This window comes from Cyclobacterium amurskyense (assembly GCF_001050135.1).
GTDB classification, from domain to species: Bacteria; Bacteroidota; Bacteroidia; order Cytophagales; family Cyclobacteriaceae; genus Cyclobacterium; species Cyclobacterium amurskyense.
The window spans coordinates 2,886,392-2,904,996 of record NZ_CP012040.1; the positions used below are offsets into that span (position 1 = coordinate 2,886,392).

13 protein-coding genes and 1 pseudogene are annotated in these 18,605 nt (G+C 39.9%); 9 read left to right on the forward strand and 5 right to left on the reverse strand.

Translation table 11 applies throughout. The features are described 5' to 3' along the window. Positions 1 to 429 precede the first annotated feature (429 nt). From CA2015_RS11875 to CA2015_RS11890, 3 genes and pseudogenes are all read left to right on the forward strand, one after another. A pseudogene (locus CA2015_RS11875) lies at positions 430 to 1,005 on the forward strand (sulfatase/phosphatase domain-containing protein); the annotation flags it as partial. A gap of 5 nt (positions 1,006 to 1,010) precedes the next feature. Continuing rightward, positions 1,011 to 2,639 carry a sulfatase family protein gene (locus CA2015_RS11880; protein ID WP_048642111.1) on the forward strand — a complete coding sequence of 543 codons (1,629 nt, stop codon included), beginning with the start codon at positions 1,011 to 1,013 and terminating at the stop codon, positions 2,637 to 2,639. A gap of 218 nt (positions 2,640 to 2,857) precedes the next feature. After that, positions 2,858 to 4,018: an alginate lyase family protein gene (locus CA2015_RS11890; protein WP_048642113.1), complete on the forward strand. Its 1,161-nt coding sequence runs from the start codon at positions 2,858 to 2,860 to the stop codon at positions 4,016 to 4,018. Between the two features lie 79 nt (positions 4,019 to 4,097). Here CA2015_RS11890 and CA2015_RS11895 read toward each other — a convergent pair whose 3' ends face one another. After that, positions 4,098 to 5,924: a TonB-dependent receptor plug domain-containing protein gene (locus tag CA2015_RS11895; protein ID WP_048642114.1), complete on the reverse strand. Its 1,827-nt coding sequence runs from the start codon at positions 5,922 to 5,924 to the stop codon at positions 4,098 to 4,100. Between the two features lie 247 nt (positions 5,925 to 6,171). Between CA2015_RS11895 and CA2015_RS11900 the strand changes: the two genes are divergently transcribed. Beyond that, positions 6,172 to 8,124, forward strand: a complete 1,953-nt coding sequence (locus CA2015_RS11900) for a M1 family metallopeptidase (protein ID WP_048642115.1) — start codon at positions 6,172 to 6,174, stop codon at positions 8,122 to 8,124. Positions 8,125 to 8,184: 60 nt separating this feature from the next. On the opposite strand, the gene CA2015_RS11905 is transcribed toward CA2015_RS11900, so the two are convergent. Continuing rightward, positions 8,185 to 8,583, reverse strand: a complete 399-nt coding sequence (locus CA2015_RS11905) for a VOC family protein (RefSeq protein ID WP_048642116.1) — start codon at positions 8,581 to 8,583, stop codon at positions 8,185 to 8,187. Between the two features lie 107 nt (positions 8,584 to 8,690). Next, complete coding sequence (locus CA2015_RS11910; protein WP_048642117.1) at positions 8,691 to 10,322, reverse strand: S41 family peptidase; 1,632 nt, start codon at positions 10,320 to 10,322, stop codon at positions 8,691 to 8,693. A 173-nt stretch (positions 10,323 to 10,495) separates the two neighbouring features. Here CA2015_RS11910 and CA2015_RS11915 point away from each other — a divergent pair, with 173 nt between their 5' ends. Genes CA2015_RS11915 through CA2015_RS11930 form a run of 4 tightly spaced genes read left to right on the forward strand, consistent with a single transcriptional unit; the run spans position 10,496 to position 13,041 of the window. Continuing rightward, positions 10,496 to 11,254 (forward strand): hemerythrin domain-containing protein, encoded by a 759-nt coding sequence (locus tag CA2015_RS11915; protein ID WP_048642118.1) that lies wholly within the window; start codon positions 10,496 to 10,498, stop codon positions 11,252 to 11,254. Continuing rightward, positions 11,254 to 11,667: a Holliday junction resolvase RuvX gene (gene ruvX, locus CA2015_RS11920; protein WP_048642119.1), complete on the forward strand. Its 414-nt coding sequence runs from the start codon at positions 11,254 to 11,256 to the stop codon at positions 11,665 to 11,667. Before CA2015_RS11915 ends, ruvX begins: the two co-directional genes overlap by 1 nt. Further along, positions 11,664 to 12,212, forward strand: a complete 549-nt coding sequence (gene def / locus CA2015_RS11925; RefSeq protein WP_048642120.1) for a peptide deformylase — start codon at positions 11,664 to 11,666, stop codon at positions 12,210 to 12,212. The genes ruvX and def overlap by 4 nt, the downstream gene beginning before the upstream one ends. A gap of 37 nt (positions 12,213 to 12,249) precedes the next feature. After that, positions 12,250 to 13,041: an amidohydrolase gene (locus CA2015_RS11930; RefSeq protein ID WP_048642121.1), complete on the forward strand. Its 792-nt coding sequence runs from the start codon at positions 12,250 to 12,252 to the stop codon at positions 13,039 to 13,041. A gap of 110 nt (positions 13,042 to 13,151) precedes the next feature. Here the strand turns inward: CA2015_RS11930 and CA2015_RS11935 are convergent, their stop codons facing one another. Next, complete coding sequence (locus CA2015_RS11935; RefSeq protein ID WP_157470452.1) at positions 13,152 to 15,281, reverse strand: T9SS type A sorting domain-containing protein; 2,130 nt, start codon at positions 15,279 to 15,281, stop codon at positions 13,152 to 13,154. A 184-nt stretch (positions 15,282 to 15,465) separates the two neighbouring features. Here CA2015_RS11935 and CA2015_RS11940 point away from each other — a divergent pair, with 184 nt between their 5' ends. Beyond that, complete coding sequence (locus CA2015_RS11940) at positions 15,466 to 16,758, forward strand: UDP-N-acetylmuramoyl-tripeptide--D-alanyl-D-alanine ligase (RefSeq protein ID WP_048642123.1); 1,293 nt, start codon at positions 15,466 to 15,468, stop codon at positions 16,756 to 16,758. A gap of 1,413 nt (positions 16,759 to 18,171) precedes the next feature. On the opposite strand, the gene CA2015_RS11955 is transcribed toward CA2015_RS11940, so the two are convergent. Continuing rightward, positions 18,172 to 18,444, reverse strand: a complete 273-nt coding sequence (locus CA2015_RS11955) for a hypothetical protein (protein ID WP_048642126.1) — start codon at positions 18,442 to 18,444, stop codon at positions 18,172 to 18,174. Positions 18,445 to 18,605 lie beyond the last annotated feature (161 nt).

Genomic DNA, 18,605 nt, shown 5'->3' on the forward strand with positions numbered 1-18,605 from the left:
TACACTTAAAGCATTTGGTAGTGGTAAATCACCCGATTTGGATTGCAAATGTAGGGTTAAATTTTAATGTTGCAAAAATAAATCTAGTTTTTTTCCAATTTAAATTGCTGTTAAAGCTTTTTAAAAATCAACATGTAGAACACTTCCCATTTGGAGGTACATTCTAGTGTGAGTTTAGGTAACTTCTACCCCGATATGGTGCACTTGGATTCATTGTTGATTTACACGCTTAAGCACTTTATCAACATCGGGGTTATTTCTTCAAGATTTCTTTTGTAAAGGATGATTAATTTGCCCATTTTTAAGATTAAAATTGGATCATCTAATAGGTTTTCTACTTTCCGTTAGAAGTTTGGGGGAGTACTCGCCACTAATTAATCAGTAAATGATAATAATGGCCCCTGGCTAAACTTTGGTGAGCATGCAGGATCTGCTGGTGGGTTAAGAGAAGGGAAAGGTACCAGTTTCGAAGGGGGACAGCGTGTTCCTTGTATTGTAAAATGGCCAAAGAGAATACCTGCTGGTACCATAAACAATAAATTAGCAGCTACCATTGATTTTTTTCCGACTTTTGCTGAGATTTTGAATGTGTCCTTACCTGATAGAAAGATCGATGGGATAAGCATCCTTGATTTATGGGAGAATGTACCTGATGCCAATCCTCGTGAAACATTTAGTTATTATTATCAGCAAAATGCTTTAGAAGCCATTAGGAAAGGCCATTGGAAACTAGTTTTTCCACATTCCCATCGTACTTATGGCCTTTCTACACCAGGTAGAGAAGGGGTAAATGGTGAGACAAGGCAGGTAGAAACAGATTTGGCGCTTTATGATTTACGAAGGGATCCTGGAGAACGCTACGATGTCAAAAAAGAAAATCCCCATATTGTTGCCGAACTGTCATTATTGGCAGAGGAAGTTCGAGCAGATATGGGGGATGATTTGATGAATATAGCTGGGGAAAATAGACGTGAACCTGGTAGAATTGAAACAATTAAACAATAAATAAAATGAATTTTTGTAAACTAAAATTAATCTTTTACATGGTAGCCATTGCCTATTTGGCCATGTCATGTAATACCAAAGTGCAGGAGGCGGAGGATGAAAAACCGCCGAATATTCTCTTTATCATGTCTGATGATCATGCTTATCAGGCCATTAGTGCTTATGGGCATGGTTTAAATGAAACGCCAAACATTGATAGGATAGCTAATGAAGGAGCTATTTTCACAAGAGCAACAGTAACCAACTCCATTTGTGCACCAAGCAGAGCTGTGCTTTTAACAGGTAAGCACAGTTTTATTAACGGTAAGGTAGATAATGTGCAGCCCTTTGATTGGAATCAAGACAATTTCCCTAAGCTATTACAAGCCAATGGGTATCAAACCGCTCTTATTGGAAAAATCCACTTGGATGGATTGCCTCAGGGTTTTGATTATTCTATGGTTTTGCCCGGTCAGGGCAATTATTATAACCCGGACTTTCTGGTAGATGGTAAGCGAACAAGGTTTGAGGGTTATGTGACAGACATTACCACTATTGAGGCCCTTAAATGGCTAAAGAGTGGTAGAGATCAGGACAAACCTTTTGCCTTGATGTACCATCAAAAGGCACCTCATAGAAACTGGAAGCCGGCAGAAGAATACCTGACCTTGTACGATGATAAGGACTTTACTCCTCCAGCCAATTACTTTGACCAAGAAACCAACTATGCGGGTAGAGGAACTGCCGCTAAAACGCAGGAGATGGAAATAGATGGACATGCCCGATGGGGACATGATTTTAAAATGGAAGTGGATCCTTATGGTGACAGTACCGGTTTTGCCAATGAATTAAAGCGTTTTAATCCAGAGCAACTTGCCAAATGGAAAGCGGCCTATGATCCTAAAAACGAAGCCTTCAAAAAGGCCTTTGGTCAGGGAGATGAATCTACTTTCAGTGCTGAGAAAAAGAGAGAAATCGCTCACTGGAAATTTAACCGCTACATAAAAGATTACCTTAGAACAATCAAGTCAGTGGATGATGGTGTAGGTGAAGTTCTGGATTATTTGGAGGCCAATGGTTTGGCTGAGAATACCATCGTTGTCTATACTTCTGATCAGGGATTTTACCTTGGTGAGCACGGTTGGTTTGACAAGCGCTTCATGTATGAGCAATCTTTTAGAACGCCTCTTTTGGTGCGGTATCCTAAGGAAATAAAACCAGGAACCAAAATCGACAAGCTGGTTCAAAATTTAGACTTTGCACCTACATTTCTTGACTATGCAGGTGTAGCTACCCCTAAAGAAATGCAGGGAGAATCTTTCCGGAAATTGGTGAGTGGAGAATCAGGTGAATGGCGGGATGCAGTCTATTATACTTACTATGAATATCCTTCTGTACACATGGTAAAGCGTCATTATGGAGTGGCTACAGACCGTTACAAATTGATGCATTTCTATTATGACATTGACGAGTGGGAAATGTATGACCTGAAAGAGGACCCTTCTGAGATGAACAATGTATATGACGATCCGGAATATGCAGAAGTTAGAACCATGATGCATGAAAGGCTAGTAGAGCTTCGCGAAAAATATGGAGACAGCGATGAAAACGACAAAAAATACCTGGATGCTTATTTGGAAGCACGGAAAAAATAAAGAAAAGTACATGTCTAAATTTTAGATGTGGGTAAAGCCCCAATTAATGGTTCAAGTCCATTGGTTGAGGCTTTTGTATGATTTAGGTAAAAAAGTGCTTAAAACCAATATCTTTATGGGGAGTTTGAAATCACTGAACACAGAAACATTATATTTACATGAGCCATATTATTTCCCTTCTGTCTGTCCTGGTTATTACCAGTTTAAGCTTCAAGCAAATGCCTGATAGCGAAAGTAGCATCCCTCAAAATGAGTCTATAGGGATTTTGGTTTCTCCTAAAGAGCTCTTGGAAATTAAAGAAAAGGCTGATATGGGAATAGAACCCTATCGTACCAATGTGATTGAATTCCTGAGCTTTATAAACGATTTGAATAAGGCGTCTGCACAGTGGGAGGGCTTGCCTGAAGAGGTGAAAATTGTGGGTAGGAGTTCTTCTAACCCTATTCAATTAAGCTCAACAGGAGGCAAACTCGTATATGGGTTGGCCATTGCATGGCACCTGACAGGGGATGAATCCTATGCTTTAAAAGCCAAAAAACTAATTTTAGACCTTACTAGTACCTACAATTATCAAAATGAGGAAGAAAAGGAATTTCATTGGGGCGCACAGGGAATTTTAAACCTTTCCAGAGGGGGTACCCCTTATATTTATGCTGCAGATCTTTTAGAAGGTTGGGCGAAATGGACTCCGGCCGATAAGTTAAAATACCAAGTCTGGTTAAAGGATGTCATGTACCCTAAAGTGGCTTGGGCAAGTCGCTATAGAAAGAATAATTGGGGTGTAGCAGGCTCATTTTCTGCTGCCCTGATTGCCTATTACCTGATGGATCATACAGAATGGAGGCTAGAGGAAATTAGCCCTGAAGTAATAAGGTTAAGTCCTAAAGAGGCCTTTGTTGCACATAATAGGCTTCAGATAGGCCGGCAGAAAACAACTAAAGAATGGAAATTGGATGCGAAAGTTGGCCTTTGGGGGATTTTATCCAATGGTGCTATTCCCGAAGAAATCCGTAGAGGCGATGATCCTATAGACGGAGACCATCTGCCCTCCGATGGAAGTGGAACCCATTATACCATGACCTATATTGAACACCTTACTGCCCATGCAGAATTCCTACACAGGTTGGGAGACAATACTATTTATGATAATATAGAAAAGGATGGTTCAGGGTCGCTGCTCAAGGCTTACCATTTTGTCATAGACAACCCCAAAGGTTCGCATTGCTTTACCTCTAGCCGAATAAATGCTTTGTACATGGCTTACAATTATTACAAGGATCCAGCAATGCTTCTTTCCCTCGAAAATTGTGGTCCGGGAAATATTTCAGGACAAAGGTTGGCACTTTTCGGAAGATTGACCCATCCGCTAATTGAATAAGCCTCATTCTAATAGGATTAATTCAAGCAGGGAATGAGTTAGATCAAATTGAAGTTCTCCTTTCGCACCCCAAAAATAATTACTTCAGCCTGAAATTCATCCCCGCTCTTGCCCATCTCCCCGGCATTTGAACTGTTCCAGCTTCCACATAATCTGTATTGCTAATATTCGAAATTTCTGCAAAAAAGCTGAATTTCTTCAGTCGGTTGAAATCTACCCGAGCATCCAATAAGAAGTAAGGGTCCAAACTCATCCTTTCTATATACCTCATTTTAGCAGTCAATTCCAGATTTTCCTTATAAGCCAATTGTAAGCCTGTGATTAGTTGATGACGAAGTGCTGTTAAAGAATACCGGGTTTCTATGCCTTCCTTCTCTATAAGATTGGCATCTATAAAATTATAACTGATGCTTATTTCTCGTAATTTAAAATCGTTTTGTCCATTGGTAAATTGGTACTGCACTCCAGTTTCTATACCCTGAAATGTAACCTCATTAAAATTTTGAGGTACCCATGGTGATTCTGTGTCCGCTCTTGTCCATTCTATCAGATTGTCTGTGTGTCTGTTGAAATAAACTATTTCAGCCCTGAATCCTTTTTTTAATATTTTAAAGCCCCCTTCATAATTGATGGCTTTTTCAGGTTTTAGCTCATCGTTGCCTATATTGGTTGGGCCTACGTAATAAAGGTCTGTGTAGGTAGGGATTCGGTAGCTCATACCAAAATTGGCATAGGTTCTCAGCCATGAATTGAGTTGATAACCTAGTTCGGCACCAGGGAAATGTTTCCAGCCGTATTCTGAATAGTAATTGGAATAAACCCCCGCTCTAATGTCTCCAAATTCAGAGAAATTCATTCGGTGTTCTAAAAAAGCCCCCATGATGGTTCTTTCTCTCAATCCCAGGTTATTGCTGTCGATCTTTTCCTGCCTTCCTTCAAGTCCATAGCCAACTGTACCAAAGTCAGTTTCCTGACGACCATTGATTTCAATGGCATATACATTGGTAGTATGTTGGTTTTGAAAAAAGGATGGGTCATTTCTTTTCAATCTGAATTCATCTTTATTGCTTCTCCAATAAGTCCTTGTTTGTAGGTAAGTATTTCCTACTTCCAGCGTATGACTGATGGCCGCAAGGCTGGTTTGAACGCTCTCCCATTGATCAGGAAAGGAACTTGTATAAAAACCATTGGCCCCAAAATCTCTATTGGCGAAAGAGAGCATTGTCTTGATTTCTTGAGTATTTGTCAAGGCTATTCCTGCTTCATAGAAAAGGGTATTGATGGAATAATCACTGTTGTACCAATGCCCATCGCTGGCATCATGAGAAACGGCAATGTTTTGTTTATACTTTCCTATTGGAAGGGAGGCCTGAAAAGAACCCCCTCTCATCCCAAAATCACCACCGTATACGCCTGCCTGTAAGTTAAAGCTATCAGGAAGCTCGGTGATAATGTTTATTGCACCTGCATAGGCATTTTGACCATAAATTCTGGAAGCAGGTCCCTTGAGCACATCAATTCTTTGTACACTTGACAAGGGCACTGGGATGTTGACCATATGGTGGCCTGTTTGAGGGTCTGATAGTTTAATGCCATTGACCAACATAAGGGTTTGTTCAAAGGAACCACCACGGATGCCTATATCCGCTTGTACTCCACTTACACCTCTTTGTCTTACATCCAGCCCTGGAGTAAAGGATAGGATTTCCTGTAAGCTTCTTGCTGGTGTAGTTTCAATTTCTTTTCTATGGATGATACTAATGTTTCGTGAACTTTTTGAAAAGGGAATCTTCATCCTATTCTCCTTAATGATGACCTCATCTAAGGTATGTGTCGTGCTGTCATTTTGGGCAAAAGAAGTTAAAACGGTAAGCAGTAGTAAGGTAAATATTAGGTAGTATTTCATAAAATCGTTATTTGCGGTTCAAATTACCCCTCAAATTTTTAGAAATACAAATCCGAAGATCGTAGGTGTTCAATATGGCTTAGTGATAGTTCAAATTTTAAGGAAAGGATTTGGCCAAATTAACTTTTATTAGCCAGGCTTAATTGAAACTTTTTTATCCTTCAGCAGGCTTGAAATAAAGAAGGATTAATTCCGATGAATTCTTTTTTGTTCCTCAATTCCATTAATTTAGCAAAAAAAAAGAAATATGAATTATAATCATCTAAGCAAATGGCTGGTTGTAGCCCTTATGTTTTCCACCAATTGGGTTTCGGCTCAGGTGACAAGCAATAACCAAAATGATTTCAATGAATTTACTTATAGGCAAGGTTCTGCTTATAGGGCGGCTTCCGGAAAGCCAGGTCCAGACTATTGGCAAAATGCTGCCGATTATAAAATAGCTGTTACTATTGATGAAAATGAACATACTGTTGCTGGTAAAATAGACATTACCTATACCAATAATAGTCCGGAAGATTTAGCTTTTGTTTGGATGCATCTTGAGCAAAATAGATTTAAAGCCGATTCAAGAGGAACCCTTACAACCCCTATACAAGGTAACAGGTATTCCGGGGATGTGGATGGAGGTTTTTCTATAAGCAATGTTTCCGCAAAATTGAATAAAAGGGGAAGTACAACTTCTTCCAAACATATTATTACAGATACTAGAATGCAGGTGTTCTTCAATGAACCAATTCCTGCCAAAGGTGGTGAAGCTACCATATCCATGAATTTTGAGTTTAAAGTTCCTGTAAAGGGAATGGATAGAATGGGTAGATTAAAAGTGGATGATGGCACGATTTACGCGTTGGCTCAATGGTATCCTAAAGTAGCTGTTTTTGATGATGTGGAGGGTTGGAACATAGAACCTTATCTTGGAGCAGGGGAGTTTTACCTGGACTATGGAGACTTTGACTATATGGTAACCGCGCCTTATGACCATATTGTTGTTGGCTCCGGAGCTCTTCAGAATCCCAAAGAAGTACTGAATGGAACCTTGTTAGAGCGATTGGATAAGGCGAAGAATAGTGATGCAACGGTGTTTCTTGTGAAGCCGGAGGAGGTAAACAAGCCAGAATTGACCAGGCCCAAACAGGAAGGAACACTTACCTGGCATTTTAAAATTGAAAATGCTAGAGATGTAGCTTTTGCTTCATCCAAGGCATTTATCTGGGATGCGGCCAGGATCAACTTACCTGAAGGTAAAAAGGCCATTGCACAGTCTGTTTATCCCAAAGAAAGTGATGGGCAGGATGCTTGGAGCAGATCTACCGAATACAGCAAAGCATCTATAGAACATTATTCCAATAAATGGTACCCTTACCCTTACCCATCTGCGGTTAATGTGGCTGCTGATATTAATGGAATGGAATATCCAGGGTTGAACTTTTGTAGCTACAAAAGCAAAGAAGGCTCACTATGGGGTGTTACAGATCATGAGTTTGGACACAATTGGTTTCCTATGATTGTCGGAACCAACGAAAGAAGGTACGCATGGATGGATGAAGGATTCAACTCGTTTATCAACCATTACAGTTCAATAGCATTCAATGAAGGTGAGTATGGATCCAGTATGCAGCAAACCAGAAAATACCTGAATTGGTTTAACAGTGAGGATAGGGAAGGTATAGATACCTACCCTGATGTAGCCAATACTTCTAACTTGGGGATGATTGCTTACATGAAACCAGCAATAGGACTGCTGCTCTTGAGAGAGTATATTTTAGGAGAGGAACGTTTCGACAATGCTTTTAAGGCCTACATCGAAGCCTGGGCATACAAGCATCCTCAGCCTAATGATTTCTTCAATATCATGGAAAATGTAGGTGGAGAGAACCTTTCCTGGTTTTGGAAATCCTGGTTTTATGGAACAGATAATATTGATTTGGCCATAGAAAATGTAGTGCCTTACGGGAACGATCAGGTGATTATTCTAAGCAATAAAGGTGGTGTGCCAATGCCAGTGAAGCTGGGGCTTACCTACGCTGATGGTAGCAAAGAAAACATTGTGTTACCGGTGGAAATATGGCAAAGAGGAGACAGCTGGAATTACCAACACAAATCTGAAAAACAGCTAGTGGAGGTAGAAATTGATCCTGCCAAAATGCTTCCTGATATTAACATAGCCAATGACAAATGGCCAAGTGAAATTTATAAATAAGTAATAAAAAGAGAGGGAGCTAATTTGTTCCCTCTCTTTTTATTTTTTTAGCCTCTTCCCTTAAATATCATCGTTGATCTCTATCCAATAGCCATTAGGGTCTTGAAAGAATATCTGCCTAATACCATCTGGACGAAGATTAACCTTTCCATTGCTACCTTTAGAATCTCCAAAAGGCACTTGATGTTTATTCAGTTTTTCCATAAAAGCTTCCAAGTCAGTTACGCAAAAACACACATGATTGGTACGGTCTACAAGTTGTTCTTTCCAAGGCTGGTCTCTTTCTATTACATGCACAGATAGCCCACACCCAATATCAAACCAAGTATGTTTGTCATCTTTAAAGGGATCCTCAATTTTCTGAAGTCCAATAATGTCACTGTAAAATTTATTGGTCTCAATAAGGTTTCTGGCGTAAACGGCGTAATGATTGATTTTAATTTGGATAGGTTCTTTCATTGGAAATAATGGATTAGTTTCGTTCTACGGTGTATTTTTTATTAGGACCAAAACAACATAAAAAAAGCCGGTAGAATTTCTCCCCCGGCTTTTTAGATTATTGATTTCTACTCTTTAAAGAAAGCCAATGTGCCGGCATTGTCCAGCAGTTTTATCGCTTGCTGATAAATTTCATTGACTTCGTTTACTACTTTATAAAAAGCATCATCATCGTAAATATTTCTAGCCATATGGGCTTTAAGAAGAATCTTTAAATAATTTTTCGATTTGTTAAAGTCCTTCTCAATGAATTTTACTTTGTATTTTTCTCCAGTTTTGACCAAATCCTTCAGCATGGCATCTGAAATCTCGAAACCCTTGTTGAATTCCTCAAAAGGCATTTTTTCAAATTTCTTTTTATTTACATCCAGGTAGTCAAGAATGTACTCTCTCCAAGATTCGGAGCTGAATAACCTGTTGACATAACCACTCGACATGCTTGTGTCCAAAGGAACAAAGTAATCAGGCATGATACCTCCTCCTCCGTAGACTGTTCTTCCTTTTAAGGTTTCGTATTTCAAGCTGTCATTGAAGTCTATGCTATCTGCACTAAAGAATTCCCCATGCTCAAGTCTATTGTAATAATCCATCGCATAATCTTCCTCACTTTCTCCGTAAGGTTTTTGGATAGATCTGCCTGAAGGGGTATAGTACCTGGCAATGGTAAGTCTTAGCTCTGCACCGTCAGATAAGTCTATAGGCATCTGAACAAGTCCCTTTCCAAAAGATCTTCGGCCAACAATCAAACCTCTGTCATTGTCCTGTACGGCGCCAGCTACAATCTCAGAAGCGGAGGCACTACCTTCATTCACTAGTACGATTACAGCACCTTCTTCAAAAGCTCCGGGACGTACCGCAAGGGCTTCCTGATTGTATCTGTTTAATTTGCCTTTTTGAGACACAATTACCGCTTTGTCTTTCAACATTTCATCGGCAATGTTTATGGCAGCACCCATATATCCCCCAGGATTTCCTTGAAGATCCATTATTAAGCGCTTCATTCCCTCAGCTTTCAATTCCTGCAAGGCATTCCTGAATTCTTCGTGAGTATTGGCAGCAAATCTGGTAATCTTGATATAACCTGTCTGATCATCGATCATATAGGAGGCATTCACACTGTATTGAGGGATTTTATCTCTGGTTATATTGAAGTCAAGAAGTTCAGATACACGCTTTCTTTTGATAGCGATTTCTACCTGACTGCCTTTAGGTCCTCTCAATAAATCAAACACATCTCTATTGGTAACCCCTGTGCCTGCCACGGTTTCCCCATCGACCTTTATGATTTGATCACCAGATTGTAAACCGATTTTCTCTGAAGGTCCACCAGTAAGTGGTGATACCACATAAATGGTATCTCTTAAAATACCAAATTCAATGCCTATGCCATCAAATTCTCCCTCAAGCTGAGATTTCGCCAAGGCAGCATCCTTTGCTGGGATGTAGCTTGAATGCGGATCTAGTTTGCCCAGCATTTTTTCAATGCCAAATTCTACCAGTTCATTGGTATCTACACTGTCCACATAGTCCCTATTGATATAGGTAATGATCTCCTGCAGTTTGTAAATTGCTGATTTCAGATCATTTCTATCCGTAGAGGGTTCAGCAAAGGTGGCTCCAATCCAAATACCTGCAGAAATGCCTAAAGCCAGGAAAATTGGTAGTCTTATTTGTGATTTTGTATTCTTCTTTATGCTCACGTTGTTCCTGTTTATATTTTAATGCAAAGAAAAGCATCGTTTAATTTAATCGTTTTTCGCCAATTTTACAATTAAACATGTATTACAGGCGTTTCGTTTAGATAAACGTAATAATTTTAAAATCGGTGCTATAACTTACTTTTTTTACATTAATTTCTTTTAATTTTGCGTTAATGCACTCTTCTAAAAACAAACATAGAAAATCCATTGGAGAATTGGTTACAGAAAACCATGTTTTAGCTGAAGTATTGCACTATTTTGGAATAAGTTTTTTTCAACATGAGCAGCACTCACTGGAAGATGTCTGTGCCAAATACAAGGTAAACCCTTCTCAGGTAATCGATGAGTTAGAAGAATGGGCAAGTAGGGTGGAACCAACTTCGGATGAACTTTTCCTTCATCCTATTGGTGTTTTGGTAGGTTACCTAAAGAAAAAGCACCGTTATTTTATAAGGCAAGCATTGCCATTCCTTACCAGTATGGTAGAAGGAATAGAGATGGAGAAGTCTCAGAAAAGCCTAATTACTGACCTGAGACTGATGTTCCCTTTATTTGTGGATGACTTTATTCACCATATCCATGAGGAGGAGGACACCCTTTTCGAAAGGATTGCTTACCTGCATGAGATAGAAAATGGCTCAATCCCTTTGAATGAGGCAATCAAAGTGTTTGCATTGCCTTCTATTCAAAGAATGGCGGCAGAACATGATGCACATGATGACGAAATGAAGGGGATAAGGAAACTTACCAATGATTACCTCATTTCTAAAGATGCAAGTATCTCTGTGCGGGTATTGTACCTAGAACTTCAAAAACTGGAGAGTGAACTTATGATACATGCAAAAATTGAGAATGACCTGCTATTCCCAAAAGCGGTGGAGCTAGAGCGTGAGGTTTTTAGAAGGCTTCATTTGCAAATAAAAAGCAACTGATGGCTAGGATACTGGCCATTGACCTTGGAACTAAGCGGACTGGCTTAGCTGTTACTGATCCTTTAATGATTGTAGCAAGTCCCTTGGAAACTATACCTACACACCAATTGTTGGAATATTTAAAGAGTTATACAAGCAGGGAAGAGGTCTCGGCAATTGTATTGGGATGGCCCAAATCTTTGGATGGGACAGACACGAACATGACGCAGCCTGTTGTATCTTTAGAGAAAAGATTAAGAAAAACTTTTCCCAATATAAAAGTTGAATTGGTGGACGAACGCTTCACATCCAAAATGGCCATGCAATCCATGATCAGTATGGGAAGCAAGAAAAAAGACAGAAAAGAAAAGGCGGGCAACCTGGATAAAATCAGTGCCGCTATAATTTTACAAACATACTTAAATAGAAAATGATATACCCTATAGTAGCTTATGGTCACCAGGTTTTAAAGAAAGAGGCAGAAGAAATTCATGAAGGTGAGGATGTGAGCGGGTTAATTAGTGATATGTTTGAAACGATGGGCAAAGCCAATGGTGTAGGCCTTGCTGCCCCTCAAATAAATAAAGGAATACGACTCTTTGTCCTGGACAGCAACTTGATGTTGGATGAGGAGGATGATGAAATAGGTATAAGAAAAGCCTTTATTAACCCAATCATTCTTGACGAATATGGAGATAAATACACCTTTGAAGAAGGGTGCTTGAGTATTCCTGAAGTCAGAGCTGAGATCACAAGACCTGAAAAATTGACCATAGAGTATTTTGATGAAAATTGGAACCTCAAAGAAGAGGAGTTTTCAGGGATGACGGCCAGGGTTATACAGCACGAATACGATCACCTGGAAGGGATCTTATTTGTAGATTACCTCAAAGGTTTAAAAAGGAGAATGGTCAAAGGGAAATTGGTGGATATTAGCAAAGGCAAAGTGTCTACTGATTACCGAATGCTTTACCCTTGATTTAGGGTAAGTTTTTTTTCATTTCAAGACCATCTCTATGCAAAATCTTAAATTAGCTTTAGTACAAACAGATATTTATTGGGAAGACAGCGGAGCTAACCTTGCCATGTTTGAAGAAAAGCTATGGGCGATGGATCAAAAGGTAGATATAATTGTATTGCCTGAAATGTTTACCACTGGTTTCACCATGAATTCAGCCAATCAGGCAGAACCCATGAACCTGCACGCCTCAAAATGGCTGCTTCAAATGGCTGGACAGTTGAAATCTATCATTACAGGAAGTGTCATTATAAAAGAGAAGGGCAACTATTATAACCGCTTGCTTTGGGCAACTCCAGAGGGAGAACTTTTACAATACGACAAGCGACACCTTTTCAGGATGGCTGGTGAGGACAATTATTTTTCGATGGGCGAGGAGAATAAAACCTTTACCTGTAAAGGTTGGAAGATCCGACCGCAAATTTGTTACGATCTAAGGTTTCCACTTTGGTCTAGGAATAGCGCTACTCCAGAAGGAGAAATGGATTTTGATCTGCTTTTTTATGTTGCTTCTTGGCCTGCCTCTAGGGTGATGGCTTGGGACGCTTTGCTTAGAGCCAGGGCAGTAGAGAATTTATGTTATTGTGTTGGTGTAAATCGTGTTGGTGAGGATGGTAATGGTGTGGCCTATTGTGGTCATTCAGCAGCCTATGGATTCAAAGGCGAAGATATCATTCAGGCTGGAGAGTCTGCTAAGATTTCCATAGTGGAATTGGATGGCAAGGCACTTTTGGATTACAGGACTAAATTTCCGGCATGGAAAGACTCAGATAGCTTTTCCCTAGATTGATTCGATCTGAAAAATAGTTTTTAGGTTAGGTAAAAAATTCCCCTTTGTTCCCCTTTAAAGGGGGGGAAAGGGGGATTTCCTCGATAATTTTCAAGGAAACGAATCCTTCTTTAAGGACTAACAATCAACTTTCTATAATGCCTTTCGTTTTCATCGTTTATGATTTCCAATAGGTACAAACCAGAAGGGAAGCCAAAGCTGTTAAATAGATTTTCCTGATTTTTCACCAAGTCTATTCCTTTCTTTATTAGGGCTCCTGAAGGACTGTAGATATTCATCCTGGCATTCTTGTTTATTGCAATTCTAAACTCCTGACCATTTGTAGGGTTGGGAAAAAGGAGAATCTCTGTACTTGATCCCGGTTCTGAACCTCCATTGTCCGTTTGCATTAAATATTCCAAACCACCAGCCCTATTGCCAAGGATTAAATCAAAACCTTCGCCCAGTAATTTCGGCACAAATGTAATGGAGGTGTTTTTGCCAAATCTGGTTTCTGTAAATGTTTTATCTCTTAATTTTATTGAAACCTGAATCCTTTCACTTTTCTGCAGGAAATCTTCAACAGCATACAAAACCCCTTGCTGATTGATAGCCATAAGCAAAGGTTTCGCTCCAGACCTCACTGCCACTGCCAAATTTCTATCCACAGGGTTGTCTGAAAAGCCCAGAAAATCATTGGATATCAATTCGGCCTCAAAACCATCGTTGATCTTGATGGAGTAGAGTATTAATTCACCTGTTTGCCTTGCGAGGAGTAGGTAGTTATTGGCTTGATTATGGAAAAAATGAACCTGATCTAAGCCTCGAAGCACCATAGATGGGAGATTCAATTCACTTCGGTCCTCAGGACTTGTGACATTGGAGATGAAAATTTTCTTTTCGGGCACATTGTTTTCATAATAGTCCCCAGTAACAATATGGTAGGATTGATTGTCCTTTGTTGAAAACCTTTGGTAGGTCGGTTCTGTTAGGTTTAGTTCGCTGATATTCAGGTAGTCATCAGTGATTGGTCTGGCCTGATTGTCTCTCAATTCATAAGCCCATATTCTACCTTGTATCTCATTAGCTACCTTGGCATTTGCCCCAATGTAGAGCTCGCCATTGTTTTGGTTGCCTACAAGAAATGGCCGTGAATTTTCTCCAAAATCCAACATGTCATCTTTTAAAAAGAGGCTTGGGCTGGCATCCGGATTTGGGGAAAGTCGGTACAATGCTTTTGCAAAGTCTATTTTATAAGTGAAAGATGTAGCAGAGGAATGAGAAGAAACAATCAAATCGTCTTCCAATACATACCCTGCATGGAAAATTGGGAATTGAGGCAACTGTCCGTATTGAGGGATGTTCGTACTTAAGGTGGAAAATACAGGAGCCTCATCGGTTCCGGTGTTGGGTAAGAAGTAAAGGGAATTGCATTCGTCGCGGCCCATCAGCAGGTCTTTGACACCATCCTGATCAAGGTCCTTGTAGAGCAGGGTATGGCCACCAGAATGCAGCACCTTAAGTCCGTCAGTGTTTTGACGGGCATTGCTTAAAGGTGCTCCACCACAAGTAAAGCCAAAACTTACCTCACCACAACCACAAAACTCAAAGTTTCCCCAATGGTTTTGAGAGGCTTTGAATTGGTCTATATCCGGAGAACCATTGCGTTCCATACTGGTATTCTGGTAGTACTCCAAAAAATCTCCTGAGGCAAAGTTAAAAGTAAGCACGTCTAAATCTCCATCCTTGTCTATGTCTTCAATTAGCGGGATGTCTAGTATATTGGCCGTAAGGTTGGAGCCATTTTCCAAACGTAGAAAGCTTTGAGCGACTTCCCAAACGGGCAATGAACTGTCTTGAGGGGTAATGTTTTTATAGGCCTTGATGCCAAATGGAGAACCTGTAAACAAGTCTTTTTTACCATCTCCATCAAAATCAAGCAGCAGTAGAAAAGCGTTTACATCTTCAGGGAACAGGTAGCTTCCTCCTGGGAGAAATTTATAAGCAGCCCCACTTTTCTCAAAAACCTGAATGCTTCCTGAATTTATGTCCCAAATAACCAGTTCTTCCTCACCATCGTTATCACTATCAAACTGTTGGAATTGAGCCGCGTTTATCCCTCCGGCAAATGCCATGGGCAGGCTTTTTCCATCGGCATCCAATACCTCCATGTTTGTATTAAACTCAAAGTTATATTGGGCTTTTACCAATGTGGTGACGAAAATAAGCAACAAGAAAAGGTAGATTGATTTTGTCAACATAAGTGATAATTGCGGTTTGGAAGCGAAATCTTCCTTAGGGGTAAAATTAATTTTTTGCTTTCCATTAAGAAAGGTATTTTTGAACTTTAACGGCAATTAATGAAAACAGATACATTACTTTTGCCTCTAAACAGGTGGATGGAAGTACTTGTTTGAATTTGCCTTCAAAAAATGATTAACCACAATGGATAAGATAGCACAATTGTATTCCCTTTTTCTTTCTTCAAAACGTGTTTCAACAGATACCCGGACAATTGAAGAAGGAGATTTGTTTTTCGCCTTAAAAGGCCCCTCTTTTGACGGCAATCAATATGCGAAAAGAGCCTTGGAAGAAGGTGCCATGGCTGTGGTAGTGGATGATCCGGAAGTGGTGGAGGATGAAAAGTATTTTTTGGTGGATGATGTTTTAACGGCATTGCAGCAATTGGCTACCCATCATCGGAAAGAATTGTCAATACCTGTTATAGGATTAACGGGTTCCAATGGCAAGACCACTACCAAGGAATTATTGATTAGGGCATTGTCATGTAAATTCAAGGTGCAGGCGACTTTAGGCAACCTCAACAATCACATTGGTGTGCCCCTGACGCTTTTGGGCTTGAAGGAGGAAACTGAGATTGCTATTGTAGAAATGGGGGCCAACAAGCAAGGGGATATAGATGAATTGTGCCGGATAGCCTTGCCTACCCATGGGCTGATTACCAATATAGGTAGGGCCCATTTAGAAGGCATGGGAGGGACTGAAGGAGTATTGAAGACAAAAACAGAGCTTTTTCAATTTTTATTGGAGACGGATGGGCAGGTGTTTATTAATTCCGGGCAGGAAATCTTTACCAATATGATCAGAAGGTTTAAAAACCCTGTTCTCTTTCCAGGTAAAGCTGATTTTTGCCAGGTAACTTTCCTTGGTGCATCGCCGAATGTGTCCTTTAGCTTGCCTCCCGAGGAAACTAGCTATGTATCCAATCTTATTGGGCATTATAATTTTGACAATATAGCAGCAGCCCTTTGTTTGGCCAAGTATTTTGAGGTGCCTATGAAGGAAGCGGCGGCAGCCATCGCTGCTTATGTACCAGAAAACATGCGTTCCCAGATCATTGAAAAAAGAAGCAACCTGATTTTACTGGATGCCTACAATGCCAACCCTTCCAGCATGGAAGCAGCCCTTGAGGCATTTGGCAAGTTGAATAAACGCAAGCACAAGATGGTAATCCTTGGGGATATGTATGAGCTTGGAGAATACAGCAAAGCTGAACACGAGAAGTTGGGAGAACTTGTAAGTAAAATAGCCCTGGATAAAATCTGTTTTACAGGAAAAGACACCCAATATGCCCTTTCCAAAGCCCCCAAAGCCCTTTATTTTCCAGATGCCTTTTCCTTAAGAAACTGGCTTCAGGATTCCAATTTAGAAGATTATCAGATTCTCATCAAAGGGAGCAGAGGAATGAAGTTAGAAGGATTGCTTGATTTTATATAGGGGCTTTTGAGAAAACCCGGTGAACCTTATAGTCCACCATTTTTTCAAAACCTTCAGCCATAGCTACCCTCTCCCGGAGGCTGAGCCTGTCGAAGCCGTAGGAATCGAAGAACGTCAGAAACCACCCAACTATTTTTATCCGGATTGAATTCAGGATTTATTTAATAAAGTTGGAAACTTTCAGCATTGTAGGTCCAAGTTACACTACGTTAAACTTGGACCAGTGGTACCAGTCGTACCGGAGGCTGAGCCTGTCGAAGCTGTAGGAATCCTCTCCCGGAGGCTGAGCCTGTCGAAGCTGTAGGAACCGAAAATGTCAATAACCTACCTAACTCCCGGAGACTGAGCTTGTCGAAGTCGTAGGGATCGAAGAACGTTAAAAAGATATTGAGTCTAGGGGCCAAACAAGGGTACTTCGGAACTGGGGTAGGGTACTTCAGAACCTACCCATTGGAGTTTAAAACCTCAATTACCCACCTTAAAACAGGTATGGGGCACCTAAAACTGACAAGCTTGGACCTTTTAACTCGAATTTTCCAGTTCAGAACTGATATTTTTCACCTCAAACCTGAAAAATTCGACCAAAAACTGACAAAAAACAGGGTAAAAACTGGAAAATATGACAAAATTTCAGGAAAAGTCTTTGGATAGGGTCAAATTTTCCAGGTTCAGAAGTGGGGAGGGGTACTTCGGAACTCGATGATTTCAGCTTTTTTATTCAAGCTTCCACCTTTTAGGTGGAAATTATTAGGTTTTAACTGATAATTATTAGCTTTTTTCCGGAAATTCCCACCTTTTTGGCAGTATTTTTTAAGTTTTAACTGATCCATTTGACCAAAAACTGACAAGAGAGAAGGTTGAAAGTAAAGCATTTTGGTAAAATGATGGTTTGCATTGGGTTTTTGAATTAAACTCGGATCAAGAAAAAGGATTTTCTGTGCTCTCTTATGCAAGGTTGAAATCACTATAAAATCAGCAGTTAAGAGATTACAAGAGGCAATTGACTATTTGGGGGTAAATCATGGGTATAAGAGAACATAAAGGTTTCCGGCATTTTCCGTTTGTTAAATGTTTGTAAACGGTTACCAAACGGTTAGAGCGAAATATACATTAAACCTATCATTTTGCTAAAAACCCCTTTTTAAAGGCCATAAAGGGTTTTTTCTTTAGAAGTATTTAGTTAGTTTAGGGGAGTATAATAGATATACACGCAACTCTTAAGCAAAATATAGCTTTATACAATTGTTGTATTGAATTTGACAAACTTTTAGGTTAATCTACAGGGTTTTTAGCGGGAGAGGAATTGTAATTGTTTTGAAGGCGGTAAGCCGACTTTCAAGTCTTTGCGGTGAGACCGTGCAAGTGGTGATCACTTGTAGACGTGTCGAGAACGTCTCAAAGACTTGATTGAAGTTAGCCCTTATCCTTCAGAAAGTCAAGGAATAAGGGGTAAAAATCAAAAACAATTACAATGGAGTAGTTGGCTTGTTTGCTAACTTTCCAGCAACGGTTCTTATCCAAGCATAAAAATCCATAACTGGAAATAAAACCCTGATAGATAACAGGTAAATAGGTAAAGTTTGTCCAACTCCGTTTTTCTTTAGAGATGCCCGCAGGAGCGGGAGGAGAAGGGTTTGTTTTTACAAAGGCAAAGAAAAACTCAATACAACAGTAGGTATCTATCAATTTGAATAAGCGTAACTAGTCCTTATATTGTCTTCTTCAAACAGTAGATACCCTATTGTTGTGTGTAATTAAAACCAACCAAAAAGTATACAACATTCGAAAATCTGTATAAAGAGTTTGACCTACTTCCATCCGACCTTTGTCTTAACGAAAAAAGACAA

Bases quoted from the DNA above. Each gene is read 5' to 3' on its own strand.
- CA2015_RS11915 (WP_048642118.1), top strand. From the start codon at position 10,496: ATGCACTCTTCTAAAAACAAACATAGAAAATCCATTGGAGAATTGGTT.
- CA2015_RS11900 (WP_048642115.1), top strand. From the start codon at position 6,172: ATGAATTATAATCATCTAAGCAAATGGCTGGTTGTAGCCCTTATGTTT.
- CA2015_RS11935 (WP_157470452.1), bottom strand. From the start codon at position 15,281: ATGTTGACAAAATCAATCTACCTTTTCTTGTTGCTTATTTTCGTCACC.
- CA2015_RS11940 (WP_048642123.1), top strand. From the start codon at position 15,466: ATGGATAAGATAGCACAATTGTATTCCCTTTTTCTTTCTTCAAAACGT.
- CA2015_RS11880 (WP_048642111.1), top strand. From the start codon at position 1,011: ATGAATTTTTGTAAACTAAAATTAATCTTTTACATGGTAGCCATTGCC.
- CA2015_RS11890 (WP_048642113.1), top strand. From the start codon at position 2,858: ATGCCTGATAGCGAAAGTAGCATCCCTCAAAATGAGTCTATAGGGATT.
- CA2015_RS11895 (WP_048642114.1), bottom strand. From the start codon at position 5,924: ATGAAATACTACCTAATATTTACCTTACTACTGCTTACCGTTTTAACT.
- ruvX (WP_048642119.1), top strand. From the start codon at position 11,254: ATGGCTAGGATACTGGCCATTGACCTTGGAACTAAGCGGACTGGCTTA.
- def (WP_048642120.1), top strand. From the start codon at position 11,664: ATGATATACCCTATAGTAGCTTATGGTCACCAGGTTTTAAAGAAAGAG.
- CA2015_RS11905 (WP_048642116.1), bottom strand. From the start codon at position 8,583: ATGAAAGAACCTATCCAAATTAAAATCAATCATTACGCCGTTTACGCC.
- CA2015_RS11930 (WP_048642121.1), top strand. From the start codon at position 12,250: ATGCAAAATCTTAAATTAGCTTTAGTACAAACAGATATTTATTGGGAA.